Below are 19,098 nucleotides of genomic sequence, written 5' to 3'. Positions count from 1 at the left end.
ACCTCAATAGCTATAGCTATAGCTAGCCAGTGTCGACTATAGAAAGCATAGCAATTCATAAGCCAAAAAAGAGAAGTGTCAACTCAACAGGGGGTTACAGGCCCTTTTAAGGGATAAATAACCCCGAATATTCTCAAGCACCAAAAAGAGGCAGCCTAAGTGCACCAAATAAGTGCAGGAGAGATCAAAGAAGAGAAAATAAAGCGATAAAAAAACGTTACAGCCCTTGGCAACGCCTCATAAATAGCTATACTGAAATTGTACCCACTGGTGATCCTGTACACCCCTCACCTGATGCCAGTGGGCTGCAGTGAGCCAAGCCCTTTGATGCCCGCCTCCCCCGGCGGGCTTTTTTATTTGATGGCTATGGAGGTACATCAATATGGGTTACTCGACGTGAATCACCACCTCAACCCGCCGGTTACGCGCACGGCCTTCCGCAGTAGCATTGCTTTCAAGTGGCTTTGTGGCCGCCAGTCCTACGGCGCGTAGTCGCTCGGCATCGACTCCCGCGGCCTCCAGTGCTTCCACAATGGCAATCGCGCGGGCGCTAGATAATGCCCAGTTAGACGAGAACTCATCGGTACTAATCGTCTGGCTATCAGAATGGCCCTCAACCCACACTTCGCCATCATAGCGCTGAATAGTTTCCAGCAAACTGCCCACTAGTGATGACCCGTCATCGGTTAGTTCAGCCGTTGCCGAAGGAAACAGCAGTTGATCCTGCACACGAAGGCTGATCCCCTCGGCCACCCGTGAGACTTCAACCCCTTCAAGATCGGGCAGATAGGCAGACTCTTCTACGCGTTCTGAAAGCGCCTGATTTAGCGCAAGTGCCCCCGAGACTGACTCATCGCTCACTGCTTCTACATTCACCGGGGGACGGTCAGTCAACACCACCATGTAGTCAGCTAAGGGGGATGTAAAATCATCGCTGCCCGCGGGCATCAATAGTTTTGGTAAAGTAATAATCGGCTCAGCGGGCGGCAGTGGTGCTGCCAAAAGCGGTGGAACACCGACACTGACGCGTCGTGGAAGATCAGCCAATGTTGGCAAGCCAGCCACACCGAGTGCTGCACTAACGGCCATGGGACTCAACCCTGCCCCACTCCACCCAGGGATGCTCGCACGCTCCTGATTTACTTGAGCCAAAGAGTCAGGCAAGGGTACTCCCAAAGTAGACGATAATGTGACAGCGTCCTCACTCACACTTTCCGCCTGGTTCAACTGAGGGATAATCGGCCCAGCAGCGGCGATAATGACCACAAAGAGAGCCACCAACAAGGTCATGATATCGAGATAGCTGATCATCCAACCACTACCACTATCACTTTCATAATAGGCCGACATTAACGAATCGTGGCGCGGGCCGCCGCGATGATCTTCAAGCATTGGTATTATCGCTCATTAAAGTTTTTAACCTCGTGGCCGATCTAGCTAAATATGACGAACTAGGCTTATCCAGCTAGTCATGCCCAATCAAGTGCTTATAATTAGTCACATAGAGCTAGGTACGTCAAAATTAAGTACGCTGAACAAAGTACGTCGAATTAGGCGTGGCAAGCTAAGCATGGCGAACAGTCTATCAAAAGCCGTTTTGTAGCGAAAAAGGAACCAGCAGGTGCGTACTCGTCCCAAATTATTTCCATTATCCATTTGCATTCGCCCTGTAAGCTTGGGGCTGGCAAGCTTAATGCTCAGCGGCTGCTTTTATGCCAACACCTCTCAAGCGCCGATCGCCACGACCTACCCCTATACTGAACAGCAGCGTATGCAGGCTGCTCACCACTGGGATGTGCTGGCCCGCCATGAAGCTACCAGCATTTTGCAACGCGAGCGTGTTCGCAATCGCGACTTGCACATTAGCGAGCCCAACAGTGAAGCACTGCACGCCTACAGCGGCGGTGAATTTGGCCGCGGCTTTCGCGCGCTACTGACCAGCGAGCTGGTCTCACGGGGCGCAAACCTCACCACCGTCCCGACTGCGAACAGTGCCAACATTACCTTTGATGTAGAAGTCGTCGAACACCGAGATCGTGGTTTTATCCGCCCCCCCGTCGGTGCTTTTACCGCTCTCACCGCGGGTATCGCCGTGGCCACCATTCCCTATAACCAGTGGGCCGAACCTGCTCTTGGGTTAATCCCAGCAGGCATGCTTGCCGATACCACCAGCGGCAGCTGGACGCACACCGGTGACGAAGAGATCATCGTGACCACACAAATCATCGATGGCGAACGAATTCTCTACTCTTCATCCAACATTTACTACATCAATGCCGGTGATCGTCGTCAATATGCCCCTCACCGTGTGCCTCAGGCACCTACCACACCCTCCGTTCCCCTTACTGATACGTGGTAACTTCATGCTGATGACACTTTTAGCTACTTGGCGCGCTCGCTCTATCAACCATGCTGCCCGTGGAGTGGCCATGGTTATGGCGCTACTTTTATTGGCTGGCTGCAGTACGCTGGGTAATGCTAACAACCGAGCGGTCGAACCGGAACCCGATCTCTCCGAATTGGTTCATGCCGCTGCTGAACAGATGGTTGCCAGCAACCCAGAGCTCACGCGCTATAGCCCCATGATTGCTGCCACCTTTGTGAGCATCGACAATCTAAGTCAGTCATCTACGCTTGGGCGTATCAGCTCTGAAATTATGGCCTCAGCACTGGCTCGCCAGGGTATGCAGGTACGCGAAGTCAAAATGCGCGACAGCATGTTTATCGAAGAGAGCGTGGGGGAACTGATTCTTTCACGGCAAGTTCAGCGTTTAACCGCTCAGCACAACGCCCGCTCAATTTTAATGGGCACCTATGCTCAGGGTCAGGACTACGTCTATGTAAGTGCTCGGGTCGTGCGTGCAGGTGATGCGATGGTACTCGGCAGCGCCGATTTCCGGCTGCCGCTCAATAACAACACCCGCAGCTTGTTAGAGGGCCAAGGGGGGTGGTGATACTCCCTAGCGTGCCCCTACTATACAGCCAGTAGTGTTATTGGCTGCTTGGTATTTTTAACGCAATACTCAAATTTATCGCTGTGAAAGCTGAATTCAAATAAAGAAGGCCCTGCAATTCACAGGGCCTTCTTAAAATTAGCTAACAACCAATTTACTTATAAACCGGCAGTTTCGCGCAGACCTCGGCAACTTTATCCAGCACCTGGGCTTCGACGGTGCTGGTATCTTCGCCTTTGGCCAGTACATCAAGAATGTCACAGATCCAGCCGGCTAGCTCGGTGCACTCCTGCTCACCGAAGCCGCGAGTGGTCACCGCTGGGGTGCCAATGCGCAGGCCGGAGGTAACAAACGGGCTTTGCGGGTCGTTAGGCACAGCATTCTTGTTCACGGTGATATGGGCGCGACCCAGCGCCGCATCCGCATCTTTACCCGTTACGCCCTGCTTAATCAGTGAAAGCAGGAAAAGGTGGTCTTCGGTGCCACCAGAGACGATGTCGTAACCGCGGTCAATAAACACTTTGGCCATGGCTTTGGCGTTTTTAACTACCTGCTGCTGGTAGGTTTTAAACTCTGGCGCCATGGCTTCTTTAAAGCAGATTGCCTTAGCGGCAATGACGTGCATCAAGGGGCCGCCCTGACCACCGGGGAAAACCGCTGACTGCAGCTTTTTCTCAATATCTGCGTCGTTTTCCGCTGAGAGAATCACGCCGCTGCGGGGGCCGCGCAGAGTTTTATGCGTAGTGGAGGTGACCACGTGGGCATGGGGCAAGGGGCTGGGGTAAACGCCCGCAGCAACCAGACCTGAGACGTGAGCCATATCGACTAGTAAGTAAGCACCCACTTCATCGGCGATTTCGCGGAACTTGGCCCAATCAACGATTTGTGAATAGGCTGAGAAGCCGGCGATGATCATTTTGGGTTTGTGCTCACGGGCAAGCTGGGCCACTTGCTCGTAATCGATCAGCTCTTGCTCATTCAAGCCATACTGAATGGCATTGTAGTGCTTGCCCGAGAAATTAGGTTTGGCACCGTGGGTTAGGTGGCCACCTGCATCCAGGCTCATACCTAAAATCGTATCGCCGGGCTTAACGAGCGCCTGGAACACCGCGCTGTTAGCTTGCGAACCCGAGTGGGGCTGAACGTTTACGTAGGTAGCGCCGAATAGTTCTTTGGCGTAATCGATGGCCAGGTTCTCAGCGATATCAACGAATTCACAACCTCCGTAGTAGCGCTTACCAGGATAACCTTCGGCGTATTTGTTGGTCAGTTGGCTGCCCTGAGCTTCAAGTACGCGGGGGCTGGCGTAGTTTTCGGAAGCGATCAGTTCGATATGGGCTTCCTGGCGCGCCACCTCTTTCTGCATGGCATCAAACAGCACATCATCGAATCCGGCAATTGTCATATCACGGCTGAACATCGGCGGGAACCTCGTAACGAGAAAGGATCATCATGGGAGAAGCGAGGGCGCTATCATAACGCAGCCTGACGCGACTTTCATCGCATCCGCGTCAGGTCGTACATGAGTGTGCTTCATGTTGCCCTGGCCATTAAATACTGACCAAGTGGACAACCAGGCTGACAGAAGAGCTACTCTAATTGGAAAGTAAATCTCAGCTGCTCAGCACTGCCCATAGGATTCATAATCAGTTGATCAAGGGTAAACGGGTTGGGTAGCGCCAAGTTGACGGTTAGCTGTTGGGAATATCCCGCCATGATATCAACCATACCGGTCATTAATTTGGTGACTTGCGGGCCTAGCAGTTGGCCAAACTGCTGGGCTTGGGCCACGGCCTGGGAGATCACCCGCTCTTCGGTAATGCGCTGCTGGGCAGCTATTTCAGCGGTTAAGCGCGGCAACATTCCTTCATCGGAGTAAGCAATAACTACGTTGCCGCCATGCAATGTTGCCGACTCTAACAGTTCGGGGTTGCGTGTTGCCTGCTCGATAGTCGCCCCTTTCGGTAGCGTGACAGGAAGGTTCATGGTGAACTCAAGCCCGGCAGCACCGCTTAACGTCAAGGATCCGTCTGATATCAGCCGGTTGCCCTCATCCGCCTCTTCCCAGTGGGAGTGGCTGCGCCCTTCTGCCCGTAGCTGCCCAGTGCCGCCTGTGAGTACATTGTTCAGACTCTGAATCGCTTCGCGCTCGGCAGAGGGCACAAGGTGAATCAGTTCGGCCACATCGAAATAAGCCCCCTCAAAGCCCGCATCGCCGGTATAGCTGCTGCCGTTAACCCAGAGCCGCTCAAGCAGTACTTGCCAGTTGTCGCCCGTCAGGCTAAAGCCGTTCAGCTCAGCGTGCTCGATACTCTCTGTCCCTGGGTTGTCTAGCCCGACCAGTTGTTCAATGCGAAGATTCGTTAGCGCGAGCTCAGAGGTGATGTCTCTCTCTAGATCCTTGAATTCTGCACTGATCCCCTTTATGTCCAAAAGCTCTAAAGTGCTGCGACTCAACCCTTCCAGAGTGACGTCATCAATGTGAATATAACCTTCCAGAGGAGTATGACTAATCTCTGTTAAAGCACTCTCTGCCGCACCGTCTTCTATCCGTAGCGTGATATCGCTAGCCGTCACGGCGTTGAAAGAGACACTCTCCACCGCCTGATCAAAATCTTCAGAAGAGAACACCGCCCGGGATGGCTGGGGCAACACTAACGTTGCGATACTGAATAGTGGAGCGGCTTGCCCGGCTTCTATCAAGGCTATGCTCTCCATCACTACTTGGTCGGGGTGCTCATAAGCTCCCTCGACGCTATAGCGCTCGAGGGTAATCACATCGCCGTTGGCGTGAGTAATGGCTACATCCTCGGCAATATAGCGTTGCTGTTCACTGTCTTCATAAATACGGCTAAAAGTGAGCCTATCGCCCTCGCCGATCATGCGTTCACGAAGATCCGCCTCAAGTTGCTCGGGCGACGCATTCACCATGCCCGAAAGCAAAAGAGTCGAAAGCCCGATGATAAGGCACCGGGAATCACCGAAGGAATGCATGCCATGATCTCCTTGTAAGATACCTTAAGCATATCATTAAGCTAATAAAAGTGAGTTACCAAGCGAGTTGTTCGGAGGCTTCGTTAAAGCCCCTTGCTTACTTTGCATTTTCCTTCGCCTCCCAAAATACTGTATATTTATACAATATCTTAAGAATCAGGATGCCGACGATGCCGGGCCAGTCAACTCACTTTACGCCAGCCTTGCCGTTAAGCTCTCAGCCGCTGCCTTATTTAACCTTTATGGGCCGCGCTGGTTTTAGCGGCTTTCCTTCGCCTGCTCAGGATTACGAGCCCTGCACGCTGGATCTCAATACACGCCTGGTTAAAAACCCCACTGCGACGTTTTATGTCACCGCCACCGGCGACAGCATGGAAGGCTGGGGTATTTTTGAAGGCGACCTGCTGATTGTTGACCGCAGTATTGAGCCGCGCCTGGGGCATATTTTGGTCGCTATGCTGGAGGGCGAGGCGTTGGTTAAACGCTACGCGCTTTACCGGGGCACACCGCACCTCTGTTCGAGTCACCCAAACTACCCCCCGCTGCCCCTTGAAAGCAGCGACTGCCAGCTTTGGGGCGTAGTGCGTGCCGTTGTGCACGAATATGTACGTTGACACGCTTCTTTGCGCTAACTGGCCTATTTGAGATGAGGGGTGGCGATGATCGGTCTAATCGATGCCAACAACTTCTACGTAAGCTGCGAGCGGGTTTTTCAGCCCGCACTGGAAGGCAGGCCTGTTGGGGTGATGTCAAACAACGACGGCTGCGTGATCGCCCGTTCAGCGGAGTTGAAAGCGCTGGATATTCCCATGGGCACGCCAGCCTTTAAGCTTGAAGGGCTACGCCAGCGCGGAGAGATTCACCTGCTTTCATCCAACTACGAGCTCTACGGCGATATGTCTAGGCGGCTGACTCAACTACTACGCGATGCCTGCCCGGAGGTGGCCCCCTACTCGATAGATGAGATGTTCGTCTATTTAGAAGGCTTTACCCGCAAGCAGTGTGAGGCACTGGGGCGACACCTGCGCCAGCGTATACGCCGCCACTTGGGCTTGCCGGTGTGCATTGGGCTGGCACCCACCCATACGCTCGCCAAACTGGCCAATCATCTTGCCAAAAAAGACCCTCTCTACCAAGGCGTTTGCTTACTTAATGGGCAGGATCACACCACGGAGGCGTTGCTCAGACGTACACCGGTAGGCAGCGTATGGGGCGTCGGCCACAGGCTTGCCGAGCGTTTGGCCATTGGCGGCGTTAACACCGCCTGGGACTTGCGTGAAAGCAATGAAAAACAGCTCCGCAAACGCTTCTCGGTGGTACTAGCGCGTACGGCGCTTGAGTTACGCGGCGTACCCTGTTTGGCGATGAACGCGCTAGACAAGCCCCGAGAGCGCATTATGACCTCCCGCTCTTTCGGCCAACCAACCGGTGTGTTTGCAGAGGTGCGTAACGCGCTGCGCCGTCACGCCCAGCGCAGCGCTGAAAAACTTCGCGAGCAGCGCAGTTTAGCCCGTGCGGTGATGGTATTTCTCAACACTAACCGCCATCGTCGCGATCAGTTGCAATACTTCCCGCAGAAGCTGATCGCCCTGCCCTCACCCAGCGACGACACCCGGGTGATCCTTGATGCTGTCCGCCAAGGTCTTGAGCTGATTCATCGCCCCCGCTACCAATTTATGAAGGCCGGTGTGATGCTGCTGGATTTAGTAGATGCCGAACAGTACCAAATGTCGTTACTGCATCAACCTGCCCGTGATCGCCACCCGGTGCTGATGGCAACCATTGATCAAATCAACCAGCGCTTGGGGCAGGGCACAATCAGCTTTGGCATGACAAATGCGCCAGCCGCCTGGCAGTTACGCTGCGCCCATCGCTCAGACCGCTATACCACGCGCTGGGATGAACTTATGAAAGTAGGCACTCACCCAGGCGCTATCGATGCGTGTAGTTCGCGTACGTAACCGTTACCCTAGCGTTTATCGGATTTAACGGACGCCAACGCAGGAAGCGCTTTTTTTCATGTCTCTCACTCGGCCAGATAAAGAGTACGCCCCATCCCCCGACCTAGCGCAGCGCTGGGCTAGCCGCTATGTACAGGGCTATTTATCCCGCCACCCGGCACTTGACTCCCCCGACCCTCAGGCCTTGAAGCGGGCACGGCGCTGGATCATTGCCTGGGCAGCGCTCGCTGGTTTGATTTCCGGCACGCTGATTGGCAGCGCCGAATGGTGGATGCGTGAGTTTGCCACTAACCACTGGGAAGCCATGAGCCTTAGGGAGCAACTCCCCTACTGGGGCGGCTATCTGGCCGTTGCAGGCTTGATTACCGCTCTGGAAATCGGCTTTTTATACTGGAATGCGCTGCGCGGCGTGGCGAGCATTACCCGTTTGGCGGGACTACGCTACGGTCAAACAGATACTCTTGAACCCGATATTCAGTTGACCGTTCACGGCGTTTCTCGGTCGGCGCTGGAGTACCCCAGCCCTGGTAGTCTTATTTATGGCGTAGACCCCCACGCCTACCTGCATGGCTGGAAGCTAACACTTAGAGCACTGCTATATCGCTTAAAAATCAGCTTAAGTAGCTTTCTACTGCGTTTACTACTGCGTCGACTATTGGGGCGACTCACGCTGCGCGGTTTTTTACCCCTATTAACCGGGCCGCTATACGCCGTATGGAACGCCTGGATTGCCGCACGCATTATTCAAGAAGCTTATTTACAGGCCCGTGGCCCCGCACTGGTTAAGCACTTGATGGAAACGCTAACAAACAGCGATGAACACACCCGACGCCTAGTGGCCCAGGGGGTTGGCGAGCTTATTATGCGCAACCAACACCCCCACCCCAACCTGGTGCTGCTATTGGCTCGCCTGCTGAATAGCCTGCCTGATAAACCACAGGCGATCGACGTTGATTGGCCAGCCGCGCTACAGGACTACGCGCAACTTACGGGCGAGTCACGTAAAGCGCTGATTAATGCACTTACCCAGGCGACGCTACTGAGCGGCACCTACAAAGGCTCACGCAAGCGGTTCTTAACAGAGGTGTTTGCAACCTGCCAAACGCCGCTGCGCAGCGATGAGGTCAAAGCTCAGCAGCAGCGTTTGTTATCGGGGCAAGTGCCGTAGCGTATTACGCTGTTTTCAGCGCTTGGCGCAGCCGCGGGCTTAACGTTTCGCCCAGCACCACCATGGCGACCAGAATCGCCAAGAGCCAAGGCCAGTGCACTGAAAACGTCACGCTATAAAGCCCTAGCACGTTGGCAAAAATCACCAGAATACCGAGCGGGCTGACATAGCGAGCCATCAGCAGCCATAGCGCATAAAGGCGCAGGTTAAGGCCAAGCTCATCGCGCATGATATTGATGTTGAGCACAAAGCCCGCCATCACGACCGTGCCCAGACCACCCAGCGGCATCAGCCAGCGCGACGTCAGGTAGTCCAGCCAGTCAAAGAACGTCTTACCCGCCAACGTCCAGTCGGCGCCCACATTAAACGAGAGCATCGCCGCAGTGCTGATCAACCACAGCACAATGCCTGTGCTCCACGCCGCCGAACGCCGCGAGAAGCCTTTGTTATCGCATAGCCATGAAATGGTCGCTTCGACCATGGATATCGACGAGGTGAGCGCAGCCATAGAGAGCATGATAAAGAAAAGAATGCCAAACAGCGTGCCCAGCGGCATCGCTTGAAACGCAATGGGCAGACTCATAAAGATAAGCCCAGGGCCTTCCCCTGGATCCATGCCATTAGCAAAAATAACCGGGAAAATAGCCAGCCCCGCCATGAGCGCAACCACCGTGTCCGCCAAGGCAACCCCGAGCGTCGTACGGGCAATGGAAGCGTCTTTGGGCAAGTAGCTGCCGTACGTCATGATCGCGCCAGCAGCCAGCGAAAGCGTAAAAAACGCATGTCCCAACGCGGCCAGCATCCCCTCGCTGGATAGGCTGCCCGTGTTAAACGAGAACAGAAACGCAAAGGCGTCGCCAAAACCACCGGAGAATGCGCCAAACAGAATCAGCACCACCAGCATGATCACCAGCCCTGGCATCATCCAACGGACGTTTTTCTCAATCCCCTCCTGCACACCTTTACCGACAATGACCATGGTTGCTAGCGTTACCAGCGAGCTCCAGAAACCGAGATTCCAGGGGTTGGCATTATTGGCGCCAAACACGGCCGCCAGTTCCTCCACAGTGCCTCCGCTTAAGCCGCCGGTGAGCATTTTCCAGAGGTAGGAGAATGACCAGCCCGCCACGACCACGTAAAACGACAGGATCATAAAGCCACACAACATGGACATCCAACCAAACAGCGACCAGGCCGATGAACGTCCGGACTCGTTCACTACTCGGCGGACAGCATCGATTGGGCTACCGCGGCCACGCCGTCCAAAAGCGATTTCAGCCATCATGATCGGCACCCCTACGACCAGGATGCATACCAGATAAACCAGTACGAAGGCGCCGCCACCGTACTCCCCCGTCATATAGGGAAATTTCCAGATATTGCCCAGCCCCACCGCCGAGCCGGTGGCTGCCAATATAAATCCCCAGCGGCCTAGCCACTGGGTGCGAGGTTGCCCAGAAGTGGTCATTTGCGCAGTTATCCTGTCTGAAAAAGCCGCCTATCCTAGAGGATTTTGCGGCCAAAGCCCACTAAGCCCCAACTTCTAAGCGTAGACCGTGGCTTTGGCCGCGGCATCCAAGCGCTGAGCGGTTTGATCAACCCGGCGCAAGCAGGCCAGCAGCACGACGCCAAGCGTTACAAAACCGCCCGCCAGCCATAGTCCAACGCCATAATGGCCAGAGGCTTCCGCCAACATACCGGTTAACGCCGGGGCGCATATCTGGGCGGCACCGTATGCCAGCGTCATTTTCCCCATTAACCGCGCAGGACTAGCGGGATAGAGCCTGCCCGCCATTGTCAGCACCAAGCTGACGCAGCCAAGGAAGGTGCCGCCATAAAGTACCGCGCTTAGTAGCACTACCGCTGCGTTCGCGGTAATGGCGGGAAGCACAATCCCTACGACTTGAATACCCATAGCGATCATCAACGCCCCTAAATAGCCCACCCGACGGGCGATTAAATCCCATAGCATGACAGCAGGAGCGGCGGCTAAACCGGCCAGGGCAAACGTCCAGTTGCCCATCCCCGCCAGCAGTGGTTCACGCTCGACAATAGCCACTAAGAAGGTAGCGCTGATGACGTAGCCGTAACCGGCGCAGAAGTAGGCGGCGAGCATCCAGCGCATAAACGTGCGCGTTGGCGGTGTAGCGGTTCGGCCAGTGGCCGTGTGAGCCCCCGCTAGTGGCTTTTCCGGCCGCGGCAGCCAGCGCCAGGCAGGCACCAGCAGCACGGCACCCAGCAGGCTAAACCCCCACCACTGAGTCTGCCAGCTAAAGGAGAGCTGGAGCATCATCTCCACGGCCACCGCCGCGACCACCATGCCTAACCCCAAGCCGGCAAAATGAATTCCCAGCTCGCCGCGCTGGCGATGTTGGATTAACCAGTGAAGAATCAGCCCTGACGCTAATAGCATGGCCGCACTGCTTGAAAGCCCCGCTAGAAAGCGCAACCCCGCCCAAACCCAGAAGTTCTCGGTAAGCGCCATACCCGCCGTCGTGATGACAGCCAGGATTAGCCCACAGCGAAATAGTGTGTCTTTGATATAAACAGTGTGAATAGAGGCGGCCAGCACTGCCCCCAGCATATAGCCCGCGTAGTTAACCGCGGCCAGCCAGCCGCCATCAGCATCCCCCATCCAGGTCTGCTGCTGCATCACCGGTAACAATGGGGTATAGGCAAAGCGCGCAATGCCTACACATAGTATTTGGCTAAAAACGCCCGCCAACAGCACTTTGAAGCGCTGGGCACCTAGCGTTGCTACGGTCATGGGGCTGCTCCCGAACGGCTCTTTAATGACGGCTCTTTAACGACGGCTCAGCGGACGTTATGTTAATTAGCGTGCGTATTTTATCGTCATAGTAAGGCCTTTCGGGCAGCGGGTCATGACCACCTAAGTCGAGGGGCAAGGTTAAAAAGGTCTAGCTCGCATGAACCTCCATGCTTAGCAGCAAAAACGATAGTGTTTTGCCATGCCCATCCAAATTGAGCGCGCCATTAACACCGCCCTGCAGAACGTCATCAATCACGAAGTTCATGCCCGCCAAATTAGGCAAGGGGTAGCGCCTCACTCGGCTGGCACCGCGGTGGGCAAACAGCGCCAGCACGCGCTCCTCGGTTACTTGTTCCAGCAGGGTCGTGTAGTCGTCGGGATCATAGGCAAACAGTGCCACATTAAGACGCTCCCCCTTATCCCCGGCACGCGCATGGGCGAGTTGGTGAAGAGAGACAGAGGCAGGCGGGTGCATCGCTGTTTGCGTTGGTTTAGCGTGCAACATAGCGTTCACTCCTGCGTTCCCCGAAGGGCGGTGATTCAAACAGGCTGGCATGGGGATGAATATCGCTACGCTTTACCAAATAAGAGGCGGTAAACACCCGCCTTTGGAACTGGCGCCGCACGCCGCCTCCACCCGCGGGCCCGGCACAATACAGCGCCAATAGCTCCTGGGTGGCGCGGGCTACCCAGCGCCGCTCGCTGTGCTCGGCCGCCAGCCGCAGCCGATAATCACCACAGGCAGACGCTGATGCGCTAAGCTGAAGCTCACCGCTATCGCTATCAAATACGCTAGCCAAGCCAATGATATCCAAGCGAGTGCGTAGCTCGGCAGGGGCGCGAAACGCCAACCGTTCACGCAGTACCTGGGCAGCAAGCTGTGCCCTTGCCAAGGCGTTGGGGCCGGCATAGGAGATCTCAGCCTCGCCCTGCCAGCCGCCTTCATAGCACACGGTGGTTTTGAGTCGCTCGGGCGCAGGCTTGCCGCGAATTCCCGTCACCGCCACGCGGTTGGGTGACAACTGACGCACCTCGGCGTGGGAAAGATCCACCGTGACATCCGGCGTTAGATAATTCGCCGGATCATGCACTTCATAAAGCAGTTGCTCTTTCACCGTCTGCTCGGTAACACAGCCGCCGGTGTTGGCGGGCTTGGTAATCATTAGGCTGCCATCCTGCTCCACTTCAATAATCGGATAGCCCACCGTGGCGAGCCCAGGGACGTCTTTGAAACCCGGATCAGCAAAATAGCCGCCGCTCACCTGGGCGCCACACTCTGCTAAATGCCCCGCCATCATGCCGCAAGCCAGGCGATCCCAATCGTCCCAACGCCAATCGAAGTGGTGCATCAGCGGCGCTAAAAACAGCGCTGGGTCAGCAACACGGCCGGTGACCACTACATCCGCCTGCATGACTAACGCCTCAGCCAGCGCTTTGGCACCCAGGTAGACATTGGCGGAGATCAAGGCGTCCTCGTGCGGCATATCCAGCCGCTCGGCCTCCCAGCGCTGTAAGTCCAAGCTATGTAGCTGCTGGCGGATATCGTCACCGTGCACCTGGGCAATGCGGACATTCGCGCGCCCAAGCTGCTTAGCCAAGTCAGTAATTACCTGACAAGCACCACTAGGGTTCGCCGCACCAAAGTTGCCTAAAATCTTAATGTCGTGATCCAGGCAGTCGCGCAGCACCGGCGCCAGCAGCTCGTCTAACAGCGGTTCAAACCCGCTTTCGGGATCATCACGCATCGCGCGGTGAGCTGCCGCTAATGTCCGTTCGCCCAGGGTTTCAAATACTAAAGCGGAGGGCTGCTGTCGCTTGATCAACTCTGCCACCACCGCCACGGCCGCATCGGTACGGTCACCGGAAAAGCCCGCCCCACTGCCTAATAGAAAGCTCATAGCTGGGTCTCCTTGGCTTGAAGAGAGGGGTGGTCGCCCGCGACAGACTCCAGCTCGTCTCTCAGCAGCGAGCGGCGGCGTATAAATAGCCCAATGATCAGGACTAGCGCCGCCAGCGTGGTGAGCCAGCCGGGTGTCAGCGCAAGTCCAATCACCGCGATCAGCCCCACGACATCGACCACGCGCTTACCCGTCATGGCTACCCGGGACATCAGTGCGGCAAACGCCATCACAAACACGACCCCTTGGCAGCTGGCCAGGACGACATCCAGGGCAGAACCAAACCCCGCCAAGGCCGGGTAGATAAGCAGTAGGAAGGGAATGACATAGATAGCCGCCGCCAAGCGCACTGATTCAACCGCCGCAGGCAGCCAGTTGGTGTCGGCAATACCTGAGGCCACGAACACCGCAATACATACGGGCGGAGTAATCACCGACAGGGTGGCGAAGTAGAAAACGAACAGGTGGGCAATCAACGGCTCAACGCCGATGGTGGTGAGCGCAGGCGCCAGTACTGATGCCACCAGAACATACGCTGCCGTGGTAGGAATCCCCATGCCCAAAATCAGGCACACGCCGCCGACGATAAAGGCGACCAGGAACAGCGACTCTCCGCCCACCGTGACGATCAAGCTGGCTAAGGTCACACCGATGCCGGTCATACCAATCATCGCCACCAGAATCTGCGCCCCGGCCAATAGCACGCCGATAATCACCATGCCTTTACCTGCATCGACTAAGCCTGCCACCAGCTTGCCGAGGATCTCGCACAGCGGCATCTTTGCCATGAGCGCAAAAGGCACGAACGTTAGCACGGTCATCAAGATGCCGTAGAACGCCGACATTTGAATCGAGCGGCCACTAAGCACGCCGTAAAACAGCCCGCCTAATGCAGCCAGAATGGGAATGATACGTTCAGGGCGTATCACATCTGACCAGCTTGGCAGCTCATCATCGGGCACAACCTGCAGTTGGCGGCGCTTGGCGACCAAGTGGATAGTGACAAACACGCCGAGATAGAAAAGAATCGCTGGCAACAAAGCCGCCAAGGCGATACGCAGGTAACTCTCACCGAGGATTTCCGCCATGATAAATGCCGCAGCGCCCAGGATCGGCGGTGCGATTTGACCGCCGGTCGAGGCCACCGCTTCTACTCCAGCCGCGAAGGGACGTGGGTAGTTCAAGCGCTTCATCATGGGAATGGTGAAGTTGCCCGTGGTGGCGACATTGGCCACCGCACTGCCGCTGACCATACCGAATAGCCCGGAGGCCACGGTGGCCACTTTGGCAGCACCGCCCGGCGAGTGGCCGCTAATACGCAGCGCCAGATCCATAAAGGTATTACCGCCCCCCGTGTGCAGCAGCAAACAACCGAACAGTACGAAAGCGGCAATGGTCGTCGCGGCAACGCCCACCAGCATGCCCCAAACGCCTAAGTCACCGAGGTAGATGGTTTCGGTCATGTAATAAAGATCGAAGCCCCGGTGACCAAGCGGCCCTGGGATTGCCGCCCCCAGCCACGCATAAGCCAACCCTACTAACACCAACAGTGGAAAGATCACGCCGATGGCGCGCCGTGACAGCTCCAGAATGGCCACTAGGAGTACGCCGGTCAGTAGCATATCGCGGTGTGTTGCCCAAGGAAGCTCAACCAGAATTTGTTCGTGATTGAACGCCACATAGCTGCAGGCGACTACCACGCCAACCGCCAACAAGGTATCAATAGCGATGCCAAGCGGTCGCCAGCGCTTGCCTTGCCCTAATGGATAAACGGCAAGCCCTAGCAGGATGACCAGCGCGAGAAAGAGGCTCCGCTGAATCAAGCTCTCGAACGGCCCAGTGGCGGAGGTATAAAGGATTAGCCCACCCAGCAGGAGCGCTAAACCTTTGGTGAGTGTCTCACGCATGATCATCTTCTCCGACTGGCCTTACTGAACAGGCTGCAAGGCATCGGGGATGTCATACCCCTGCTCTTCGAAATAACGCGCAGCACCGGCGTGAAGTGGCACAGTGCCGACCTCCAACGTCATCTTCGCCATATCCGCATCCTGCATGGCCGCAAACGCATTAACCTGAGGCTCTGGATTTTCCATTACGGCTTTGACGATTTGATAGGCGGTCTCTTCATCCATATCCGGATGGGCGTGCACGGCAACCCCAAAGGCCCAAGTGGTGTAAGCGGGAAGACCCTCTGCTGCCCCTTCAGGGACATCGACAATGGCTACGTCGGGCATTTCGCTGCGCAGTGTGTCGGCCTGTTCTTGATCAAGCGACAGCACGCTTATCGGTGTGAAAGTGGCAATATCCATGGAGGAGCCATCCAGGCGTTCTCCGACCCCCGATTTTACCGACCCCATCACTCGGCCATCTTTCATGGCGTCGACCATATCGGTGGTGGATCCACGTACATAATCCGGTTCGATGCCAAGTGCGCGCATTACCGCTTCGGTGGTTTTCTCGGTGGCTGACCCTGTAATGCCTGGATTGAAGCGCACACCGTTTAAGTCAGCGAAGGTTTCCACCCCTGCATCCTGGCGCATTACGGCATTCTGCGGCGCCACGGTGTAGACCCACAGTAGGCGGTTATCGACGGGGCGACCTTCAAAATCTTCCTCACCGGCGTAGGCGTGATAGCCGGTGTTGGTGGTTACCAGCCCCATATCAATTTGATCACGCCCTAAACGGCGCAGGTTATCCACTGTGGCACCGGTTTCGGCAACCGAAGAGCTGATCCCTTCCACTTGGTTATTAATAATCTGATTAACCGCGACAAAATAGCTGTAGTGGCTGGATGAGCTTGAGGTAGAGCCAATCAACAGGCGCTCATCGGCATTAGAGGTAGCAGCGGCTAGCACCGCGGCGCTGGCCACCATGGCAGTAAGTAGCGTTTTCATTGTGTCTCCAAAGCTCGCTCAGCGAACTATTGTTGTTGTAGGTCGACTTTCTTAAAAACAGTGATGGCGACACTGTTTGCATGCGACAAAACAAGCATGGTCTGCCTTTTATGTTTTGTATATTGAATAGTTTTTAATTTATGTTTTACTTTCTAAATGAATCCAAGCATCCAGCAGTTGCGTGTTTTTGTAGCCGTCGCCCATTCCCGCAGCCTTGCAGAGGCTAGCGAGCGGATACATCTTTCCCAACCGGCGATCTCCATCGCGTTACGCAAACTTGAGGAGAGTGTGGGCGGTGCGCTGTTTGCTCGCACTACCCGCCAGCTTGCCCTGACACCGGAAGGCGAAGCCTTTCTGCCGGTCGCCGTGCGGCTATTGAATGATTGGAATGAAGCTTTTGAGGATCTTAACGACCAGTTTTCAAAACAGCGTGGCAAGGTGACTATCGCCGCCCTGCCCACCCTTGCAGCGGGTCTGTTTCCTCGAGTTATTAAGCGTTTTCATGAAGCCTATCCACGTATCAACCTCAGCCTGCACGATGTGTTGGCCGAACAGATCAATCAAATGGTGCGCGAAGGCCGAGCTGACCTGGGGCTTTCAGTGCCGCCAAGCGATGCAGATGACCTGACGTTTGAACCCGTTCTTGAAGATAGCTATGTGGCCGTTTGCCCCAGCGGGCATCCGCTGCTGGCACAATCGACAGTGGCCTGGAGAGAGCTGGCTGAGTATCCATTTATTGGCATTAATCGCCTTTCCAGCTCACGCCAGGATATTGACCGTATTATGCAGAGCGTGGGAGAGCGGCTGGATATTTTATGCGATGCGCGCCAGATCGCCACGGTAGGCCGGATGGTAGCGGCAGGGTTAGGCATTAGCGTGCTGCCCTCTCTCAGTTTTCGTCAGATCGCCGCCGACGGCATTGAACACCGCCCTCTGGTCGAGCCAACCATACGCCGTGAGCTGGGTATTATATTAAGTCGACGCCATCCTCCTTCCGCCGCAACGAGTGCTCTGCGTCAACTGATACATGATCACCCCTGAGGGGTTTTCTCTACACAAGAGATAGGAATCTGGCAGACTAGAGGTGATTAACATCCACCTCAAATGAGTGAGCGACAACGATGAGCGATAGTGCAAAACCCTGGACACAGCCGATGCCCGACGCGCAGTTCAAACTAATGCGCGAAATCCTTGCAGCTCCCAGCCCAGTAGGGCTCGAAGCCGCGATGACATATGGCGTGCTGAAGCCACATTTCGAATCTTTCGCCCCTAAAGGCTGGCACCTTCACCAGTTTAAGGGCAACGCGGGCGTTGTGTTGGACACCCACCCTGACCGGGACGATATGTTCAAGGTCATGATCATCGGCCATGCGGACAAAATCCGTATGCAGGTGCGCTCAATTGGCGAAGACGGCAAGATCTGGATCAATACAGACTCCTTTCTGCCCACCGTGCTTATCGGCCATGAAGTGAAGCTATTTAGCGAAGACCCCGACGCGCCCGGCAGCTATCGCTGCATTGAAGGCGGCACGGTAGAAGCCCTGGGTGCGATCCACTTTTCTGACCCTGCCCAGCGCGATGGTAGCAAAGGCCTGAAAAAAGAGCAGATCTACCTGGACCTCCAGATCCACGGCGACAATAAAAAGCAGCAGGTGTTGAACCTGGGTGTTCGCCCCGGCGACTCAATTATCTTTGACCGCCCTATTCGTCCGGGCTTTAGTCCCAATACTTTCTACGGCGCTTACCTGGATAACGGCCTGGGCTGTTTTGTAGCGGCTGAAGTAGCGCGTTTGATCGCCGAAGCAGGCGGCACCAAGAATGTCCGCGTGCTGTTTGCTATTGCCAGCTACGAAGAGATTGGCCGTTTCGGCAGCCGCGTGATGGCGGGTGAAATGAAGCCGGATGCCTTGATTGGCGTGGACGTAAACCACGACTATGTGGCTGCGCCCGGTATTGGCGATAAGCGCATGCAGCCGCTAGAGATGGGCAAAGGCTTCACCATGGCGGTGGGCTCTATTGCCAGCGAACAGCTCAACCGCATTATCGCCACTGCCGCTAAAGAGCAGGATATTCCGCTACAGCGCGATATTGTGGGTGTTGATACGGGCACCGATGGCATGGCGGGCGTACTGGCCTCTATCGACAGTGCTGCCACCTCGATTGGGTTTCCCATCCGCAATATGCACACTATCTCAGAAACAGGCCATACCCAGGACGTGCTGGCGGCTATTCACGCCCTCACCCATACCTTGCAAGCCTTGGATGCCATACCTGACCTACAGCGTGAATTCCTGGATAACCACCCGCGCTTAGACCAGGCGAGCCCGCTCACTCACCAAGGCAGCGACAAACCTGACAGTGAGGATGATAGTAATAACGACGAGAGTAGCGAGAGCCAAACAAGTAACCAAAGCAATCACAGCAAGAAAAACAAGAAGAAAGGCAAAAACTAAAACAAG

The 19,098-nt window shown here is 55.6% G+C and carries 16 protein-coding genes; 7 read left to right on the top strand and 9 right to left on the bottom strand.

Annotated elements, in window-relative coordinates:
* Nucleotides 1–387: 387 nt before the first annotated feature.
* The gene (locus ACFIOZ_RS06845) at nt 388–1,392 is read right to left on the bottom strand and encodes an OmpA family protein (RefSeq protein WP_386082931.1); all 1,005 of its coding nucleotides are present in this window, start codon (nt 1,390–1,392) and stop codon (nt 388–390) included.
* 301 nt (nt 1,393–1,693) lie between these two features.
* Here ACFIOZ_RS06845 and ACFIOZ_RS06840 point away from each other — a divergent pair, with 301 nt between their 5' ends.
* On the top strand, nt 1,694–2,359 hold the full coding sequence (locus ACFIOZ_RS06840; RefSeq protein ID WP_249325070.1) for a hypothetical protein: 666 nt from the start codon (nt 1,694–1,696) through the stop codon (nt 2,357–2,359).
* Nucleotides 2,360–2,363: 4 nt separating this feature from the next.
* Nucleotides 2,364–2,954, top strand: coding sequence for a FlgO family outer membrane protein (locus ACFIOZ_RS06835; protein WP_386082930.1), 591 nt, complete (start codon nt 2,364–2,366; stop codon nt 2,952–2,954).
* A 154-nt stretch (nt 2,955–3,108) separates the two neighbouring features.
* Here the strand turns inward: ACFIOZ_RS06835 and glyA are convergent, their stop codons facing one another.
* Complete coding sequence (glyA, locus tag ACFIOZ_RS06830) at nt 3,109–4,374, bottom strand: serine hydroxymethyltransferase (protein WP_211593790.1); 1,266 nt, start codon at nt 4,372–4,374, stop codon at nt 3,109–3,111.
* Nucleotides 4,375–4,544: 170 nt separating this feature from the next.
* Nucleotides 4,545–5,948, bottom strand: coding sequence for a hypothetical protein (locus ACFIOZ_RS06825; protein ID WP_386082929.1), 1,404 nt, complete (start codon nt 5,946–5,948; stop codon nt 4,545–4,547).
* 170 nt (nt 5,949–6,118) lie between these two features.
* On the opposite strand from ACFIOZ_RS06825, the gene ACFIOZ_RS06820 reads away from it, so the two are divergent.
* The 3 genes from ACFIOZ_RS06820 to ACFIOZ_RS06810 are packed head-to-tail and all read left to right on the top strand — an operon-like array spanning nt 6,119 to nt 9,077.
* Nucleotides 6,119–6,562: a LexA family protein gene (locus ACFIOZ_RS06820; protein WP_386082928.1), complete on the top strand. Its 444-nt coding sequence runs from the start codon at nt 6,119–6,121 to the stop codon at nt 6,560–6,562.
* Nucleotides 6,563–6,607: 45 nt separating this feature from the next.
* Nucleotides 6,608–7,909: a Y-family DNA polymerase gene (locus tag ACFIOZ_RS06815; RefSeq protein ID WP_386082927.1), complete on the top strand. Its 1,302-nt coding sequence runs from the start codon at nt 6,608–6,610 to the stop codon at nt 7,907–7,909.
* A gap of 58 nt (nt 7,910–7,967) precedes the next feature.
* Nucleotides 7,968–9,077 carry an LBF_2804 family protein gene (locus ACFIOZ_RS06810; protein ID WP_386082926.1) on the top strand — a complete coding sequence of 370 codons (1,110 nt, stop codon included), beginning with the start codon at nt 7,968–7,970 and terminating at the stop codon, nt 9,075–9,077.
* Nucleotides 9,078–9,081: 4 nt separating this feature from the next.
* Here the strand turns inward: ACFIOZ_RS06810 and ACFIOZ_RS06805 are convergent, their stop codons facing one another.
* The 6 genes from ACFIOZ_RS06805 to ACFIOZ_RS06780 all read right to left on the bottom strand — a co-directional run bounded on the left by ACFIOZ_RS06805 (nt 9,082) and on the right by ACFIOZ_RS06780 (nt 16,639).
* Complete coding sequence (locus ACFIOZ_RS06805; RefSeq protein WP_386082925.1) at nt 9,082–10,545, bottom strand: sodium-dependent transporter; 1,464 nt, start codon at nt 10,543–10,545, stop codon at nt 9,082–9,084.
* Between the two features lie 75 nt (nt 10,546–10,620).
* Complete coding sequence (locus tag ACFIOZ_RS06800; protein WP_386082924.1) at nt 10,621–11,844, bottom strand: YbfB/YjiJ family MFS transporter; 1,224 nt, start codon at nt 11,842–11,844, stop codon at nt 10,621–10,623.
* A gap of 151 nt (nt 11,845–11,995) precedes the next feature.
* Complete coding sequence (locus ACFIOZ_RS06795) at nt 11,996–12,352, bottom strand: hypothetical protein (protein ID WP_386082923.1); 357 nt, start codon at nt 12,350–12,352, stop codon at nt 11,996–11,998.
* On the bottom strand, nt 12,339–13,745 hold the full coding sequence (locus tag ACFIOZ_RS06790) for an acyclic terpene utilization AtuA family protein (protein ID WP_386082922.1): 1,407 nt from the start codon (nt 13,743–13,745) through the stop codon (nt 12,339–12,341). The genes ACFIOZ_RS06795 and ACFIOZ_RS06790 overlap by 14 nt, the downstream gene beginning before the upstream one ends.
* Complete coding sequence (locus tag ACFIOZ_RS06785) at nt 13,742–15,652, bottom strand: TRAP transporter permease (protein ID WP_386082921.1); 1,911 nt, start codon at nt 15,650–15,652, stop codon at nt 13,742–13,744. Before ACFIOZ_RS06785 ends, ACFIOZ_RS06790 begins: the two co-directional genes overlap by 4 nt.
* A 21-nt stretch (nt 15,653–15,673) precedes the next feature.
* Nucleotides 15,674–16,639, bottom strand: coding sequence for a TAXI family TRAP transporter solute-binding subunit (locus tag ACFIOZ_RS06780; RefSeq protein ID WP_386082920.1), 966 nt, complete (start codon nt 16,637–16,639; stop codon nt 15,674–15,676).
* A 156-nt stretch (nt 16,640–16,795) separates the two neighbouring features.
* Here ACFIOZ_RS06780 and ACFIOZ_RS06775 point away from each other — a divergent pair, with 156 nt between their 5' ends.
* Together ACFIOZ_RS06775 and ACFIOZ_RS06770 are read left to right on the top strand one after the other, a co-directional pair.
* On the top strand, nt 16,796–17,680 hold the full coding sequence (locus ACFIOZ_RS06775; protein WP_386082919.1) for a LysR family transcriptional regulator: 885 nt from the start codon (nt 16,796–16,798) through the stop codon (nt 17,678–17,680).
* An 80-nt stretch (nt 17,681–17,760) separates the two neighbouring features.
* Nucleotides 17,761–19,092 (top strand): M20/M25/M40 family metallo-hydrolase, encoded by a 1,332-nt coding sequence (locus tag ACFIOZ_RS06770; protein ID WP_386082918.1) that lies wholly within the window; start codon nt 17,761–17,763, stop codon nt 19,090–19,092.
* Nucleotides 19,093–19,098 lie beyond the last annotated feature (6 nt).

It is taken from the genome of Vreelandella sp. F11 (assembly GCF_042466685.1).
GTDB lineage: Bacteria > Pseudomonadota > Gammaproteobacteria > Pseudomonadales > Halomonadaceae > Vreelandella.
This window is presented reverse-complemented; position numbering and strand designations above follow the sequence as displayed.

Excerpts from the sequence above, each read along its gene's own strand:
- ACFIOZ_RS06845 (WP_386082931.1), bottom strand. The coding sequence starts at position 1,392 with ATGCTTGAAGATCATCGCGGCGGCCCGCGCCACGATTCGTTAATGTCG.
- ACFIOZ_RS06840 (WP_249325070.1), top strand. The coding sequence starts at position 1,694 with ATGCTCAGCGGCTGCTTTTATGCCAACACCTCTCAAGCGCCGATCGCC.
- ACFIOZ_RS06835 (WP_386082930.1), top strand. The coding sequence starts at position 2,364 with ATGCTGATGACACTTTTAGCTACTTGGCGCGCTCGCTCTATCAACCAT.
- glyA (WP_211593790.1), bottom strand. The coding sequence starts at position 4,374 with ATGTTCAGCCGTGATATGACAATTGCCGGATTCGATGATGTGCTGTTT.
- ACFIOZ_RS06825 (WP_386082929.1), bottom strand. The coding sequence starts at position 5,948 with ATGCATTCCTTCGGTGATTCCCGGTGCCTTATCATCGGGCTTTCGACT.
- ACFIOZ_RS06820 (WP_386082928.1), top strand. The coding sequence starts at position 6,119 with ATGCCGGGCCAGTCAACTCACTTTACGCCAGCCTTGCCGTTAAGCTCT.
- ACFIOZ_RS06815 (WP_386082927.1), top strand. The coding sequence starts at position 6,608 with ATGATCGGTCTAATCGATGCCAACAACTTCTACGTAAGCTGCGAGCGG.
- ACFIOZ_RS06810 (WP_386082926.1), top strand. The coding sequence starts at position 7,968 with ATGTCTCTCACTCGGCCAGATAAAGAGTACGCCCCATCCCCCGACCTA.
- ACFIOZ_RS06805 (WP_386082925.1), bottom strand. The coding sequence starts at position 10,545 with ATGACCACTTCTGGGCAACCTCGCACCCAGTGGCTAGGCCGCTGGGGA.
- ACFIOZ_RS06800 (WP_386082924.1), bottom strand. The coding sequence starts at position 11,844 with ATGACCGTAGCAACGCTAGGTGCCCAGCGCTTCAAAGTGCTGTTGGCG.
- ACFIOZ_RS06795 (WP_386082923.1), bottom strand. The coding sequence starts at position 12,352 with ATGTTGCACGCTAAACCAACGCAAACAGCGATGCACCCGCCTGCCTCT.
- ACFIOZ_RS06790 (WP_386082922.1), bottom strand. The coding sequence starts at position 13,745 with ATGAGCTTTCTATTAGGCAGTGGGGCGGGCTTTTCCGGTGACCGTACC.
- ACFIOZ_RS06785 (WP_386082921.1), bottom strand. The coding sequence starts at position 15,652 with ATGCGTGAGACACTCACCAAAGGTTTAGCGCTCCTGCTGGGTGGGCTA.
- ACFIOZ_RS06780 (WP_386082920.1), bottom strand. The coding sequence starts at position 16,639 with ATGAAAACGCTACTTACTGCCATGGTGGCCAGCGCCGCGGTGCTAGCC.
- ACFIOZ_RS06775 (WP_386082919.1), top strand. The coding sequence starts at position 16,796 with ATGAATCCAAGCATCCAGCAGTTGCGTGTTTTTGTAGCCGTCGCCCAT.
- ACFIOZ_RS06770 (WP_386082918.1), top strand. The coding sequence starts at position 17,761 with ATGAGCGATAGTGCAAAACCCTGGACACAGCCGATGCCCGACGCGCAG.